Here is a 14,333-nt window from a genome sequence, read left to right as displayed (position 1 = left end):
CTACGCTGGCAGGTATGCCCACGCTCATCCTCGTACGCCACGGACGCTCGACCGCCAACACCTCCGGAGTGCTCGCGGGGCGTACCCCCGGTGTCGCGCTCGACGAACGCGGCGCGTCGCAGGCCGCCGCCCTCCCCGGCAGGCTGGCCGGCATCCCGCTCGTGGCCGCCGTCAGCAGCCCTCTGCAACGCTGCCGCGAGACGCTCCGGCCACTGCTCGACGCCCGCCCCGGCCTGCCCCTGCACACCGAGGACCGGATCAGCGAGTGCGACTACGGCGACTGGTCGGGGCGCAAGCTGGCCGAACTCTCCGACGAGCCGCTGATGTCCGTGGTGCAGCAGCACCCCTCGTCCGCGGCGTTCCCCGGGGGCGAGTCGATGCGGGCCATGCAGGCGCGCGCCGTCGACGCCGTACGGGAGTGGAACGCCCGCGTCGAGGAGGAGCACGGGGACGACGCCGTCTACGTGATGTGCTCGCACGGCGACATCATCAAGGCGCTGGTCGCCGACGCGCTGGGCATGCACCTCGACCTCTTCCAGCGCATCCACGCCGATCCCTGCTCGGTCACCGCGATCCGCTACACCCGGCTGCGCCCCTTCCTGCTGCGCCTGGGAGACACCGGCGACCTGGGGTCGCTGGCGCCGCGCGAAGTGGCCCTGGGAGCCGACGCGGACGGGGGCACGGCGACGGACACGGCATCGGACGCGGCCGTCGGGGGCGGCGCGGGAGCACCGTGATCGCTCCGCGCAGTAGGGTGGACGCGCCGTAGCGGCCTTGCGGGGGTCATCCCCCAGGGCCCTGGCCGCCCCCATTCGCCTTCCTATCTCAAGGGAGACAGGACGTGTCCCGTCAGGTGTTCCTCTACGACCCCCCGGACCGTTTCGTGGCCGGTACGGTCGGGCTGCCTGGCCGCCGTACGTTTTTCCTGCAGGCATCCTCGAGGGGCCGGGTCACGAGCGTGGCCCTGGAGAAGACCCAGGTCGCCGCGTTGGCCGAACGGATCGACGAACTCCTCGACGAGGTCGTCCGGCGGACCGGCGGCAATTCACCGGTGCCCGCCGTGGCACCCATGGAGGTGGCCGACACCGCGCCCCTCGACGCCCCCGTCGAGGAGGAGTTCCGGGTCGGCACGATGGCGCTCGCCTGGGACGGTGAGGAACAGCGCATGATCGTCGAGGCGCAGGCCCTCGTCGAGCTGGACGCCGACTCCGAGGACGACCTCGCCGAGGCCGAGGAACGCCTCCTCCAGGACGAGGAGAACGGCCCGCCGATGCTGCGCGTCCGCCTCAGCGGCGCCCAGGCGCGGGCGTTCGCCAAGCGCGCCCTGGACGTCGTCAACGCCGGCCGGCCGCCGTGCCCGCTGTGCAGCCTCCCCCTCGACCCGGAAGGACACGTATGCCCGCGTCAGAACGGATACCGGCGCGGGGCCTCCTGACCGGGGCCGCGCTGCGCACCCTGCTCGCCGAGGGCGAGCTCACGGTCCTGGGACAGGTGCGCGGCGCGTCGAACGCGGTGCTGTACTGCACGGTCGCCCACGAGGGCGAGGAACGCCCCTGCGTCTACAAGCCGGTCGCAGGGGAGCAGCCCCTGTGGGACTTCCCGGACGGCACGCTCGCCCAGCGCGAGGTGGCCGCCTACGAGATCTCCGAGGCCACCGGATGGGGCCTCGTGCCGCCCACGGTGCTCCGGGACGGGCCCTACGGTCAGGGCATGTGCCAGCTGTGGATCGAGGCGGACGAAGCGGCCGAGGCCGCCGAGGAGGGTGCGGCCGTCCTGCCGCCGCTGCTCGCGCTGGTGGAGGACGAGGAGCCCGGGGAGGGCTGGAAGGCCGTCGGCTTCGCCGAGGTGGGGGAGGGCCGGACGGCCCTGCTGGTGCACGCGGACGACCCCCGTCTGCGCCGGCTCGCGGTCCTGGACGCGGTGATCAACAACGGCGACCGCAAGGGCGGGCACCTGCTGCCCGCGCCCGGCGGCCGGCTGTACGGCATCGACCACGGCGTCACGTTCAACGCGGACGACAAGCTGCGGACCCTGCTGTGGGGCTGGGCCGGAGAGCCGCTCACCGCCGAGGCCGTCGAGGTGCTGGACCGGCTCGCCGTCGGCCTGGAGCCGGGCACGGGGCTGGCCACCCGGTTGGCGGAACTGATCACGGAGGCGGAACTGGACGCCCTGAGGGAGCGGGTGGCGGCCCTGCGCGCGTCCGGCCGGCACCCGCAGCCGAGCGGGGAGTGGCCCGCCATTCCCTGGCCCCCCGTGTGAGGCCCGGGCGTCCCGGGACGCGGGACGGGTTACCCCGTAGGCCAGAAGGGGCAACCGCGCAAGACCGCCTATTCGGCCAGGATCTCCGGACCGGTTCGTATCCGGAAGCATCGTCCGGTTACGCTCATGACATGCATGCCTGGCCCGCTTCTGAGGTCCCCGCCCTGCCCGGCAAGGGCCGCGACCTTCGGATCCACGACACCGCGACCGGCGGACGGATCACCCTTGACCCCGGTCCCGTCGCCCGCATCTACGTCTGCGGCATCACGCCGTACGACGCGACCCACATGGGTCATGCGGCGACCTACAACGCGTTCGACCTCGTGCAGCGCGTGTGGCTCGACACCAAGCGTCAGGTCCACTACGTCCAGAACGTCACCGACGTGGACGACCCGCTGCTGGAGCGGGCCGTGCGCGACGGCGAGGACTGGGCGGAGCTCGCCGAGCGCGAGACCGCCCTGTTCCGTGAGGACATGACCGCCCTGCGCATGCTTCCCCCGAAGCACTACATCGGGGCCGTGGAGGCGATACCCGGCATCGTCCCGCTGGTGGAACGCCTGCTGGACGCGGGCGCCGCCTACGAGCTCGACGGCGACGTGTACTTCTCCGTCGGGTCCGACCCGCACTTCGGAGGGGTCTCCCACCTCGACGCCGAGGCCATGCGCCTGCTCTCCGCCGAGCGCGGCGGCGACCCGGAGCGCCCGGGCAAGAAGAACCCCCTCGACCCGATGCTGTGGATGGCCGCCCGTGACGGCGAGCCGAGCTGGGACGGCGGCCGCCTCGGCCGTGGCCGGCCCGGCTGGCACATCGAGTGCGTGGCCATCGCCCTGGACCACCTCGGCATGGGCTTCGACGTCCAGGGCGGCGGTTCCGACCTGGTCTTCCCGCACCACGAGATGGGCGCCTCCCACGCCCAGGCGCTGACCGGCGAGTACCCGTTCGCCCAGGCCTACGTGCACGCCGGCATGGTCGGCCTGGACGGCGAGAAGATGTCCAAGTCCAAAGGCAACCTGGTCTTCGTCTCCGCGCTGCGCCGCGACGGCGTCGACCCCGCCGCGATCCGGCTCTCGCTGCTCGCCCACCACTACCGCTCCGACTGGGAGTGGACCGACCAGGTGCTCGCCGACGCCGTCGAGCGGCTCGCCCGGTGGCGTGCCGCCGTCTCCCGGCCCGACGGGCTGCCCGCCGACGCACTGGTCGACGAGGTGCGCGAAGCCCTGGCGGACGACCTGGACTCCCCGGCCGCCCTGGCCGCCGTGGACCGCTGGGCCGAGCGGCAGACCTCCGGCGGCGGTACGGACGAGGGCGCGCCCGGTCTCGTGTCGCGCACCGTCGACGCCCTGCTGGGTGTCGCGCTGTAACACCGCCCATCCGAACGCGGCCGGCCCCGGACCTCTCGACGAGGTCCGGGGCCGGTCTTCTGTGTGCTGATACCCCGTCAGCCGGTCGGCGGGGTGTCGTCGTCCGGTCCGGTGGACGGGTCCTCGGGCGCATCGCCCTCCTTGGCGCTTCCGGCGTCCGGCCGTGCGCCGCCGGGGCGCCCCTTCTCCGGGCGCTGCGGGCGGGGCGGTCTCGTCCGCTCACCGGCGGTGTCCCGCAGATAGGGCGACATGTCGCCGCTCTCCGTGGCATGGCCGCCGGGCGCCTGTCCCGGGCCGCCGACGTCCCGGCGCCGCAGGTACCGCTCGAACTCCCGGGCGATGGCCTCGCCGGACGCCTCGGGCAGCTCCGCGGTGTCGCGTGCCTCCTCCAGGGTCTGCACGTACTCCGCCACCTCGCTGTCCTCGGCGGCCAGCTGGTCGACGCCCAGCTGCCAGGCGCGGGCGTCCTCGGGCAGCTCGCCCAGCGGGATCCGCAGGCCGAGCAGGTCCTCGAGGCGGTTCAGCAGCGCCAGCGTCGCCTTGGGGTTGGGCGGCTGCGACACGTAGTGCGGCACCGCCGCCCACAGGCTCACCGCGGGCACGCCCGCGTGGGTGCAGGCCTCCTGGAGGATGCCGACGATGCCGGTCGGGCCCTCGTACCGCGTCTCCTCCAGGTCCATCGTGCGGGCCAGGTCCGGGTCGGACGTGACCCCGCTGACCGGGACCGGCCTGGTGTGCGGGGTGTCGCCGAGCAGCGCTCCCAGGATGACGACCATCTCGACGCCGAGCTCATGGGCGAAGCCCAGGATCTCGTTGCAGAACGAACGCCAGCGCATCGACGGTTCGATGCCACGGACCAGGACCAGGTCGCGCGGCTTGTCGCCGCCGACACGGACCACGGACAGGCGCGTCGTCGGCCACGTGATCTTGCGGGACCCGCCCTCCATCCACACCGTGGGCCGGTTGACCTGGAAGTCGTAGTAGTCCTCGGCGTCGAGCGCCGCGAAGACCTCGCCCTTCCATTCCCGGTTCAGATGTCCGACCGCTGTGGAGGCGGCGTCACCGGCGTCGTTCCAGCCTTCGAACGCGGCCACCATGACCGGGTCGATCAGCTCGGGTACCCCCTCGAGCTCGATCACCCAGGCCTCCTTCCGAAGTTCCCTTGCGTACGCCCCAACCTTACGGCTTACCCGCCCTCCCGCCGCAGTGCGTTTGCGCCGACGAGTGAAGCGTGCCAGCAGCCGATTCATCCGAGCTGTACCCATCGAAACCGGTCCGAAATCCCTACGGCCCTGGACCCGAGGGGTCTTGCAGGGATATACATCGGATGACCAAGAAGAGGTCCGATGTTATCCCCTGGGAGCGTTCATGAGTCAGACCGTCACGGATCTCGAGGTCCATGACATCCGGTTTCCCACCTCGGAACAGCTCGACGGCTCGGACGCCATGAACCCCGACCCCGACTACTCCGCCGCCTACGTCGTCCTGCGGACGGACGGGCCGGACCCGGCGCGCGGTGGCCCGGGGCAGGAGGGCAAAGCCCCCGAGGGGCACGGCTTCTGCTTCACCATCGGGCGCGGCAACGAGGTCATGGCCGCCGCCATCGAGGCCCTCCGCCTCCATGTGGTGGGCCGCCCCGTCCCCCGCGACGCCGCCGCGCTCGGCGACCTCTACCGCGACCTCACCCGCGACTCCCAGCTGCGCTGGCTGGGGCCCGAGAAGGGCGTGACGCACATGGCGGCCGGCGCGGTCGTCAACGCCGCCTGGGACCTCGCGGCGAAGCTGGCCGGGCAGCCCGTCTGGCGGTTCCTGGCCGGCATGACACCCGAGGAACTGGTCTCCCTCGTCGACTTCCGGCACCTCACCGACGCCCTCACCCCCGACGAAGCGCTGGCCGTCCTCCGCGCCGCCGAACCGGGCCGCGCCGAACGCACCCGGCGGCTGCTGGCCGAGGGGTACCCCGCGTACACCACCTCGCCGGGTTGGCTGGGGTACGACGACGACAAGCTCGTGCGACTCGCCCGGGAGGCCGTCGCCGAGGGTTTCACCCAGATCAAGCTGAAGGTGGGCGGCGAGATCAAGGACGACGTCCGCAGGCTGTCGCTGGCCCGCGAGGCCGTCGGCCCGGACATCCGGATCGCCGTCGACGCCAACCAGCGCTGGGACGTCGCCGAGGCCGTGGAGTGGATGACCGCGCTCGCACCGTACGACCCGTACTGGATCGAGGAACCGACCAGCCCCGACGACGTACTCGGCCACGCCGCGGTGCGCGCGGGCCAGCCGGTCAAGGTGGCCACCGGCGAACACGCCGCCAACCGGATCGTGTTCAAACAGCTGCTCCAGGCCGGTGCGACCGACTTCGTCCAGATCGACGCGGCCCGGGTCGCCGGGGTCAACGAGAACCTCGCGATCCTGCTGCTCGCCGCCAAGTACGGCGTCCCGGTCTGCCCGCACGCCGGCGGCGTCGGCCTCTGCGAACTGGTCCAGCACCTGGCGATGTTCGACTACGTCGCCGTCTCCGGCACCCGTGAGGACCGGGTCATCGAGTACGTCGACCACCTCCACGAGCACTTCGCCGACCCGGCCGTCATCGAGGCCGGGCGCTACGTCGCGCCCCGCGCCCCGGGCTTCTCCGCCCGGATGCTCCCTGCCTCGATCGCCGGCCACCGCTACCCCGAGGGCCCTGTCTGGCAGGCCCGCCGTACCCCCGAGGAGACCGACCGATGACCGGCACACAGGACTTCGACGGACTGTCCGCCCTCGTGACGGGCGGTGCCTCCGGCATCGGCGCCGCCGTGGCGGCGCTCCTGCTCGCCCGCGGGGCACGCGTCGCCGTGCTCGACCGGGAGACGACGGGCGCCCCCGACGGGGTGCTGGCGATCGAGGCCGACGTGCGCGACGACGACGCCGTCCGCGCCGGTGTCGAGCGGGCCGCCGCCGAACTGGGCGGCCTGCACACCCTCGTCCCCAACGCCGGGATCGGCGCCGTCGGCACCGTCGAGGACAACGACGACCCGGAATGGGCGCAGGTCCTGGACGTCAACGTCCTCGGCATGGTCCGCACCGCCCGCCACGCCCTGCCCCATCTGCGCCGGGCGGCCGCCGACCGGCCCGGCGCCGTGTCGATCACCCAGACCTGCTCCGTCGCGGCCACCGCCGGGCTGCCGCAGCGCGCCCTGTACAGCGCGAGCAAGGGGGCCGTGCTCGCCCTCACCCTCGCCATGGCCTCCGACCACGTCCGGGAAGGAATCCGGGTCAACTGCGTCAACCCCGGCACGGCCGAGACCCCGTGGATCGGCCGGCTGCTCGCGCGGGCCGAGGACCCCGCGGCCGAACGCGCCGCCCTCGACGCCCGCCAGCCGATGGGCCGGCTGGTCTCGGCGGACGAGGTCGCCGCCGCCGTCGTCTACCTGGCGAGCCCGGCGGCCGCGTCCGTCACCGGGACCGCGCTCGCCGTCGACGGGGGGATGCAGGGGCTGCGGCTGCGCCCCGCCTGAGCCGGACGCGCGGTCCGGGCCGCCTCACAGCGTCGAGCGCAGCCACTGCTCCACGCTCGCCACGTGCACCGTCGCCCAGGACCGGGCCGCCTCGGCGTCCCGGTCCCGCAGCGCCGCGAGGATCGCCCGGTGCTCGTGCAGGGTGCGGCTGACCGCGTCCTCCTGGGTGAGCCCGCGCCAGACCCTGGCCCGGGTCGTCGGCCCGGACAGGCCGTCCAGCAGGGAGCACAGGACCGAGTTGCCGGAGGACTGGACGATGCCCCGGTGGAACTCCAGGTCGCAGGCGACCAGCTCCTCCACCGACGGGCTCGGCCCCAGGGCGTCCAGCTGCGCGCCCAGGGCGTCGAGCCGCTCCTCCCCGATGCGCAGGGCCGCCATCGCGGTGGCCGCCGGCTCCAGGATCCGGCGGACCGCGAGGAACTCCAGCACCGTGTCGTCGCGGTGGAAGTCCACCACGAAGCTGAGCGCCTCCAGCAGGAGCTGCGGGTCCAGGCTCGTGACGTAGGTGCCGTCGCCCTGGCGTACGTCGAGGATGCGGATCAGCGAGAGCGCCCGCACCGCCTCACGCAGCGAGTTGCGCGAGAGCCCCAGCTCGGCCGCCAGTTCGCTCTCCTTGGGAAGCCGGTCGCCGGGCGCCAGGGCGCCCGAGACGATCATTCCCTTGATCTTCTCGATCGCTTCGTCGGTGACGGCCATAAGGGGCCTCCTCGCGCACAAGACATCCGATGTATGGAGTCATTATGCGGCCCGCCGTTCTCCCACCGGCCACCCGTGTACCACCGGGGCCCTGGGGCACGGGGCGGGGCGGTCCCAGAGAGAGGACGGCGCCTCCCGCCGGACCACCGGCGCGATCTCCTCCGCGAACCGCTGCAGGGTCTCCAGCTGCTCGGCGTGGGGGAGACCGAAGCCGTCCACCGTCACCGACTGGAGGTCGTGCCGGTACAGCGCGTGGTAGCCGAGGATCTTGTCGATGATCTGCTGCGGCGAGCCGATCAGCTGCGGGCCGTCCGCGACGGCCTCCTCGATGGTGCGGAACGGCGTGTTGTAGCCGGCCCGCCCTTCCAGGTGCGGCTTGAAGGACTGGGCGACCTTCGCCTCGTACACCTCCTTGTAGCGCTCCACGGCCCGCCGGGAACTGTCCGCGATCAGCAGGCCGCCGGATCCGGCCGCCACCCGCGCGGCGGCCGGATCGTGCCCGTAGGCCTCGAACCGCTCCCGGTAGTGGGTGATCAGCCGTGCATAGGCCTCACGCGGCTGGATCGCGTTGGCCGTGAACAGCGGATCGCCGTGCTTCGCCGCGAGCTCGGGGGAGTTGAGGCTGGTGGCCGAGCCGTGCCAGACGCGCGGCGGCCCCGCATACGGACGCGGGAGGGTGGTCACGTTCTTCAGGGGCGGGCGGAACTCGCCCTCCCAGTCGACCCCCTCCTCGGTCCACAGCCGCCGCAGCAGCTCGTACTTCTCCTTCTGGAGGTCCCACTGACGCTCCTCGTCGAGCCCGAAGAGGTCGAAGTGTCCCGCCTCCGCCCCCTTGCCCACGACCAGCTCGATCCGGCCGCGCGTGATCTGGTCGAGTGTCGCGAAGTCCTCCGCCACCCGTACGGGGTCGAGGACGGCGACGACCGTGACACCGGTGAGCAGCCGGATCGAACCGGTACGGGCCGCCAGTGCGCCCAGCACCACGCTCGGACTGGACGAGAGGAACGGACCGGTGTGCCGTTCGCCGACCGCGTACGCGTCGAAGCCCAGCCGTTCCGCCGCCACCCCGGTCTCGATCACCTCGGCGAAGCGGTCGGCGGCGGAGGGGAGGTGGCCGGTGAGCGGATGCGGGGCATGACCGATGAGGGAGAGCACGGAGAACTTCACAGGGGGGTCCTTCTCTCGTCCACGGGGGAGCCGGGGCCTCGGAGGGCGGCGAGGCCGAGATGGCCGCGCAGCGTCCGGGCGGTGTACGCGGTGCGGAAGAGTCCGCGCTCCTGCAGGAGGGGCACCAGCCGGGTGGCGACGGTGTCCAGGTCGTCGGGCAGGACGGCCGGCCGCAGCCGGAAGCCGTCGGCGCCGCCCTCGCGGTGCCAGGACTCCAGCAGGTCGGCCAGGTGCTCGGGCGTACCGGTGAAGACGGCGGCGTCCGAGGTGAAGGGCGTGCCGGCGGCCTCGTCCAGCCGCGCCCTGCGGGCGTCGGCCTCCTCCCGGCTGCCGCCCAGCACGACGTTCACGTCGGCCAGGACGCGCAGGGACCCGGCCGGGCGGCCCGCCTTCGCCAGCAGCGTCCCGATCTCCTGGCGGATCGCCACGAGGTCGGCCGTGTCCTTCGGAGTGACGAAGACGACGTCGGCGTGCGAGACCGCCAGCCGGTAGGGCACCGTGGCGTGCGCCAGGACGGCCAGCGGGGGCCTGCCCTGCGGAGGGTGGACGAGGGTGCCCCACGCGCCGGTCGCGGCGTCGAGGAACTCGGCCGCCCGCCCGAAGAGCCGGGCCACGAGCCGCTCTCCCTCCGGGGTGCCCAGCGCACCCACCAGCCGCGCGTGCTCGGCGTTGCCGGCGGAGACCCGAGGCCGTACGCCCGCCCGCCCCGCACTGAGGTGGTCGAGCGTCGCGACGCGGGTCGCCCAGGCCTCGGGATCACCCGCGGCCGGACCCAGCGGGACCAGCCCGATCCGGTCGGTCACGGCGGCGGCCAGCGCCAGCAGCAGGGCGGAGTCCAGCCTTCCCGGGCCGTCCTCCACGGTGACGAAGTCGAGGAGGCCGGACTCGGCGGCGCGTATCAGACGGGCGTACGCCTCGGGCGTGAAGGGCTTCTCGGGCGCCGCCGGGTGGGATCCGGCGCCGTCCAGTGCGGCCGCCAGATGGAAGTTCCGTGGAAGGGACATCCCTCCACTGTCGCGGCGCCACATTGCCGCCGTGTGGCGGGCGTATGGCACCCCGGACGGGGCCCCGGCACGAGAACCGGGGCCCGGACACGCCGAGGGGCGGCCCCCGCAGGAGCCGCCCCTGGACCGTGCGAGCCGGTCAGTCCCGCTCGGCCAGCAGCTTCTCGACCCGGCCGCGAAGGTCGTCCGTCGCCAGACCCCGGATCGTCAGCGTCGTACGGCGGCGCAGCACGTCGTCCGCGGTCTCGGCCCACTCGCGGTCGCGGGCGTAGACCACCTGCGCCCAGATCTCCGGGGCGTCGGGGTGGATGCGCTCGGCGAGCGCCGGGTCCTCGTTCGCCAGGCGGGCGATGTCGAAGGAGAGCGAGCCGTAGTGGGTGGCGAGGTGCCGGGCGGTGTCGGCGGCCATCCTCGGTCCCGGCGTCCCGCCGTCGACCAGTAGCCGGTGCGCCACCGCGTCCGGGTTGGCGATGCCGGGCAGCGGCAGTTTCTTCGGCAGCCGCGCCATCGGCTCCATGTCCTCGGCGAGCGGGTGCCCGGGGAGGGCGGCCAGCTTGTTCATCACCGTACGGCCGATGTGGCGGAAGGTCGTCCACTTGCCCCCGGCGACCGACAGCATCCCGCCGCGGCCCTCCGTCACGACCGTCTCCCGCTTGGCCTTGGAGGTGTCCCCGGGACCGCCGGGCAGCACCCGGAGCCCCGCGAAGGAGTAGGTGATCAGGTCACGCGAGAGCTGCTGGTCGCGGACGGAGAACGCCGCCTCGTCCAGGATCTGCGCCGTGTCCTTCTCGGTGACGGAGACATCGGCCGGATCGCCCTCGTACTCCTCGTCGGTCGTGCCGAGGAGCAGCATGTCCTCCCACGGCAGGGCGAACGTGATGCGGTACTTGTCGATCGGGGTGGCCAGCGCCGCCTTCCAGGGGCGGGTGCGCCTGAGGACCAGGTGCGCGCCCTTGGACAGGCGTATCGAAGGCGCCGCGGCCGGGTCCTCCATCTTCCGCAGGTGGTCCACCCACGGGCCCGTGGCGTTCAGGACGAGGCGGGCGTCCACGCCGAACTCGGTGCCGTCCTGACGGTCCGTGAGCTCCGCGCCGGTGACCCGGCCCCGGGTGAAGCGCAGCCCGGTGACCGCGGCGTGGTTGAGGACGACGGCGCCCGCGTCGACCGCGGCGCGGACCGTCATCAGCGCCATCCGGGCGTCGTTCATCTGGTCGTCGCCGTAGACGGCCACGGCCTTCAGGTTGTCCGTGCGCAGCTCCGGCACGTCGCGCCGGGCCCGCGACGGGCTGATCACATGGCCGACGCCGTCGCCGAACGCGGACAGTGCCGAGTAGGCGAAGACGCCCGCGCCGAGCTTGGCCGCGCCGTGCGGTCCGCCCTTGTAGACGGGCAGGTAGAAGGTGAGCGGGTTGGCCAGGTGCGGGGCGACCTGCCGGGAGACCGCACGCCGCTCGAAGTGGTTCTCGGCCACCAGCTTCACCGCGCCGGTCTGGAGGTAGCGCAGACCGCCGTGGAGCAGCTTGGAGGAGGCGGAGGAGGTGGCGCCGGCGAAGTCACCGGCGTCCACCAGGGCCACCCGCAGTCCGGACTGCGCGGCGTGCCAGGCGGTGGAGATGCCCAGGATGCCGCCGCCGATCACCAGGAGGTCGTACGTCGCCTTGGAGAGCTGGTCCCGGGTCTCGGCCCGGCTCGGAAGGGAGCCGGAGGCCGGGTGCGTCCCGAGGGCGGGAACGCTCTGCAGGGTGGTCATGTTCTCTACTCCTCTGCTGCGGTGTCTTCGTCGAGCCAGCTCATCGACCGCTGGACGGCCTTGAGCCAGCTCTTGTACTCGCGGTCACGGGTGGCCGCGTCCATACGGGGTGTCCACTCGGCGGCCCGGCGCCAGTTGGCGCGCAGCGCGTCGGTGTCGGGCCAGAAGCCGACGGCGAGGCCGGCGGCGTAGGCGGCGCCGAGGCAGGTGGTCTCGGCCACCATGGGGCGCACCACGGGGGCGTCCAGGAAGTCCGAGAGCGTCTGCATCAGCAGGTTGTTGGACGTCATGCCGCCGTCGACCTTCAGGGCGGTCAGCTCGACGCCGGAGTCCTTCGTCATGGCGTCGCTGATCTCGCGGGTCTGCCAGGCGGTGGCTTCGAGCACGGCACGGGCGATGTGCGCCTTGGTGACGTAGCGGGTGAGGCCGGTGATGACCCCGCGGGCGTCGGGGCGCCAGTACGGGGCGAACAGCCCGGAGAAGGCGGGTACGAAGTACGCGCCCCCGTTGTCCTCGACCGAGGACGCGAGCGTCTCGATCTCGGCGGCGGACTTGATCAGACCCATCTGGTCGCGCATCCACTGCACCAGCGAACCGGTGACCGCGATGGACCCCTCCAGGGCGTACACCGGCTTCTGGTCGCCGATCCGGTACCCGACGGTCGTCAGCAGCCCGTTGTACGAGTTCACCGGGGTGTGGCCGGTGTTCATCAGCATGAAGGTGCCGGTGCCGTACGTGGACTTGGCCTCGCCCTCGGCGAAACAGGTCTGGCCGAACAGGGCGGCCTGCTGGTCACCGAGCGCGGAGGCCACCGGCACACCGTCGAGCACGCCGCCCTTGGCGTTGCCGTACACCTCGGCGGAGGACCGGATCTCCGGCAGCACCGCGGTCGGCACCCCGATGGAGCTGCAGATCCGCTCGTCCCACTCCATGCGGCTCAGGTTCATCAGCATGGTGCGCGAGGCGTTGGTCACGTCCGTGACGTGGACACCGCCGTCGGTGCCGCCGGTCAGGTTCCAGATGACCCAGGAGTCCATCGTGCCGAAGAGGATGTCGCCCCGTTCGGCGCGCTCGCGCAGCCCCTCGACGTTGTCGAGCAGCCAGCGGACCTTGGGGCCGGCGAAGTACGAGGCGAGCGGCAGGCCGGTCTCGCGGCGGAAGCGGTCCTGGCCGACGTTGCGGCCGAGCTCCTTGCACAGGGCGTCGGTGCGGGTGTCCTGCCAGACGAGGGCGTTGTGGACCGGCTCACCGGTGTTCTTGTCCCACAGCAGCGTCGTCTCGCGCTGGTTGGTGATGCCGATCGCCTTGACGTCGGCGGAGGTGACCCCGGCCTTGACGATCGCCCCCGCGACGACCTCCTGGACGTTCTCCCAGATCTCCTTGGCGTCGTGCTCGACCCAGCCGGGCTTCGGGAAGATCTGCTCGTGCTCCTTCTGGTCGACGGAGACGATCCGGCCGTCCTTGTCGAAGACGATGCAGCGGCTGGAGGTGGTGCCCTGGTCGATGGCCGCGATGAACGGGCCGGTGGTGTGTGCGTCGGTCACGGTGTGCTCCCGGAGAAGTCTGTGTGGTGGTGAAGGTCGCGCCTCAGGCGAAAGCGAGGTTGTAGAGCCCGCCGGCCAGTGCGCCGCCGAGCAGCGGTCCCACTACCGGTACCCAGGCGTAACCCCAGTCGGACCCGCCCTTGTTCGGCAGGGGCAGCAGTGCGTGCACGATGCGCGGTCCGAGGTCGCGCACCGGGTTGATGGCGTAGCCGGTCGGCCCGCCGAGCGAGAGGCCGATACCGACGACGACCAGGGCGGTGATCAGCGCGCCGAGCGGGCCGAGGCCGTTGCCGTCGTCGTTGAGGCCCTGGGTGAGGATCGCCAGGATCAGCACCGCCGTCGCGATGACCTCCGTGACCACGTTCTGCACCGCGTTGCGGATCTCGGGGCCGGTGGAGAAGACACCGAGCACCGGGCCCGCCTTCGGGGCCGTCGACTGGTCGACCATGCCCTCCTCGGCGGGCTGCGCCTCGACGACCTCGGGGTCGGTCAGATGCGCGTGGAGCTGTCCGTAGTACACCGCCCAGACCAGCACCGCGCCGATCATCGCGCCGAGGAGCTGCGAGGCCAGGTACAGGGGGACGTCGCCCCACGGGGTGCCGCCCTGGATCGCCAGGCCCAGGGTGACGGCCGGGTTGAGATGGGCGCCCGACACGCCGGTGGAGATGTACGCGCCGGTCAGGACGGCGAAGCCCCACCCGAAGGCGATGGCCACCCAGCCGGCGTTGTGCGCCTTCGAGCGCTTGAGCGTGACGGCGGCACAGACACCGCCGCCGAGCAGGATCAATACGGCGGTACCGATGGTCTCGCCGATGAAGATGTCGGAGCTGGACACCGCGACTCCTTTGTCCTTCGTCCAGGGGAGCGCGATCCCTCGAAGTCCCTCCGATGGACCGCGCCCCAGGTGGGTATCCCTCATACGCGGGCACTCACCTGTAGAGGGCTTGACCGGCCCTCGGCACTGTCACACCCTAACTCTTATTGCCGTTAGGTGTTCGACAATGCCGACCGGTGAACGGCAGTGTTTCTCTCCGGGCGGGACGCGTCAAGGGTTC

General features: G+C 72.4%; 13 protein-coding genes. 6 read left to right on the top strand and 7 right to left on the bottom strand.

Annotated elements, in window-relative coordinates; translation table 11 throughout:
• Positions 1-14: 14 nt before the first annotated feature.
• The 4 genes from SACTE_RS05390 (at position 15) to mshC (ending at position 3,620) form a co-directional block, all read left to right on the top strand.
• Positions 15-737, top strand: coding sequence for a histidine phosphatase family protein (locus tag SACTE_RS05390; protein ID WP_014045015.1), 723 nt, complete (start codon positions 15-17; stop codon positions 735-737).
• 104 nt (positions 738-841) lie between these two features.
• Positions 842-1,435, top strand: coding sequence for a DUF3090 domain-containing protein (locus tag SACTE_RS05385; RefSeq protein ID WP_014045014.1), 594 nt, complete (start codon positions 842-844; stop codon positions 1,433-1,435).
• The gene (locus SACTE_RS05380) at positions 1,396-2,259 is read left to right on the top strand and encodes an SCO1664 family protein (RefSeq protein WP_014045013.1); all 864 of its coding nucleotides are present in this window, start codon (positions 1,396-1,398) and stop codon (positions 2,257-2,259) included. Before SACTE_RS05385 ends, SACTE_RS05380 begins: the two co-directional genes overlap by 40 nt.
• A gap of 131 nt (positions 2,260-2,390) precedes the next feature.
• Complete coding sequence (gene mshC, locus SACTE_RS05375) at positions 2,391-3,620, top strand: cysteine--1-D-myo-inosityl 2-amino-2-deoxy-alpha-D-glucopyranoside ligase (protein ID WP_014045012.1); 1,230 nt, start codon at positions 2,391-2,393, stop codon at positions 3,618-3,620.
• Between the two features lie 77 nt (positions 3,621-3,697).
• Here mshC and SACTE_RS05370 read toward each other — a convergent pair whose 3' ends face one another.
• The gene (locus SACTE_RS05370; protein ID WP_014045011.1) at positions 3,698-4,759 is read right to left on the bottom strand and encodes a PAC2 family protein; all 1,062 of its coding nucleotides are present in this window, start codon (positions 4,757-4,759) and stop codon (positions 3,698-3,700) included.
• 229 nt (positions 4,760-4,988) lie between these two features.
• Here SACTE_RS05370 and SACTE_RS05365 point away from each other — a divergent pair, with 229 nt between their 5' ends.
• Together SACTE_RS05365 and SACTE_RS05360 are read left to right on the top strand one after the other, a co-directional pair.
• Positions 4,989-6,347 carry an enolase C-terminal domain-like protein gene (locus SACTE_RS05365; protein ID WP_014045010.1) on the top strand — a complete coding sequence of 453 codons (1,359 nt, stop codon included), beginning with the start codon at positions 4,989-4,991 and terminating at the stop codon, positions 6,345-6,347.
• Positions 6,344-7,117, top strand: coding sequence for an SDR family oxidoreductase (locus SACTE_RS05360; RefSeq protein WP_014045009.1), 774 nt, complete (start codon positions 6,344-6,346; stop codon positions 7,115-7,117). The genes SACTE_RS05365 and SACTE_RS05360 overlap by 4 nt, the downstream gene beginning before the upstream one ends.
• Positions 7,118-7,141: 24 nt before the next feature.
• Here SACTE_RS05360 and SACTE_RS05355 read toward each other — a convergent pair whose 3' ends face one another.
• The 6 genes from SACTE_RS05355 to SACTE_RS05330 all read right to left on the bottom strand — a co-directional run bounded on the left by SACTE_RS05355 (position 7,142) and on the right by SACTE_RS05330 (position 14,113).
• Entirely contained in the window at positions 7,142-7,813 is a 672-nt protein-coding gene (locus SACTE_RS05355) for a FadR/GntR family transcriptional regulator (RefSeq protein WP_014045008.1), read from the bottom strand.
• 42 nt (positions 7,814-7,855) lie between these two features.
• Positions 7,856-8,980, bottom strand: coding sequence for an LLM class flavin-dependent oxidoreductase (locus tag SACTE_RS05350; RefSeq protein WP_014045007.1), 1,125 nt, complete (start codon positions 8,978-8,980; stop codon positions 7,856-7,858).
• Complete coding sequence (locus tag SACTE_RS05345; RefSeq protein ID WP_014045006.1) at positions 8,977-9,984, bottom strand: LLM class flavin-dependent oxidoreductase; 1,008 nt, start codon at positions 9,982-9,984, stop codon at positions 8,977-8,979. The genes SACTE_RS05350 and SACTE_RS05345 overlap by 4 nt, the downstream gene beginning before the upstream one ends.
• A gap of 139 nt (positions 9,985-10,123) precedes the next feature.
• The gene (locus SACTE_RS05340; RefSeq protein WP_014045005.1) at positions 10,124-11,734 is read right to left on the bottom strand and encodes a glycerol-3-phosphate dehydrogenase/oxidase; all 1,611 of its coding nucleotides are present in this window, start codon (positions 11,732-11,734) and stop codon (positions 10,124-10,126) included.
• 5 nt (positions 11,735-11,739) lie between these two features.
• Positions 11,740-13,278: a glycerol kinase GlpK gene (glpK, locus tag SACTE_RS05335; RefSeq protein ID WP_014045004.1), complete on the bottom strand. Its 1,539-nt coding sequence runs from the start codon at positions 13,276-13,278 to the stop codon at positions 11,740-11,742.
• A gap of 43 nt (positions 13,279-13,321) precedes the next feature.
• Positions 13,322-14,113 carry an MIP/aquaporin family protein gene (locus tag SACTE_RS05330; RefSeq protein WP_014045003.1) on the bottom strand — a complete coding sequence of 264 codons (792 nt, stop codon included), beginning with the start codon at positions 14,111-14,113 and terminating at the stop codon, positions 13,322-13,324.
• Between the last annotated feature and the right edge of the window lie 220 nt (positions 14,114-14,333).

Origin of the sequence: Streptomyces sp. SirexAA-E, assembly GCF_000177195.2 — a bacterium.
Classification (GTDB): Bacteria; Actinomycetota; Actinomycetes; order Streptomycetales; family Streptomycetaceae; genus Streptomyces; species Streptomyces flavovirens.
The sequence above is the reverse complement of the archived record's forward strand: the minus strand, read 5'-3'. Positions and strand labels throughout refer to the sequence as shown.